Consider the following 257-nt stretch of genomic DNA (forward strand, 5'->3'; position numbering starts at 1 on the left):
TTCAGCATGTGTCCACGGTGGCGTTCGAGGGCATCACGGCCCGCGTGGTGGACGTGCAGGTCCAGGTCGCGCCGGGATTGCCCAATTTCATGATCGTCGGACTCGCGGACAAGGCCGTGTCCGAGGCGCGCGAGCGGGTGCGCGCGGCGCTGATCGCCTCGGGCCTTGCGCTGCCGGCGCGGCGCATCACGATCAATCTCGCGCCTGCCGATCTGCCGAAGGAAGGCAGCCACTATGACCTGCCTATCGCCCTCGGC

Annotated in this window: 1 protein-coding gene; it reads left to right on the forward strand. The window is 68.5% G+C overall.

What is annotated here, in order from left to right:
• On the forward strand, nucleotides 1–257 hold a 257-nt coding region (locus tag ACP7FG_RS13095), incomplete at both ends, for a magnesium chelatase domain-containing protein (protein WP_439226642.1).

This window comes from Idiomarina sp. ST10R2A5 (assembly GCF_051842325.1).
In the GTDB taxonomy this organism is placed as follows: Bacteria; Pseudomonadota; Gammaproteobacteria; order Enterobacterales; family Alteromonadaceae; genus Idiomarina; species Idiomarina abyssalis.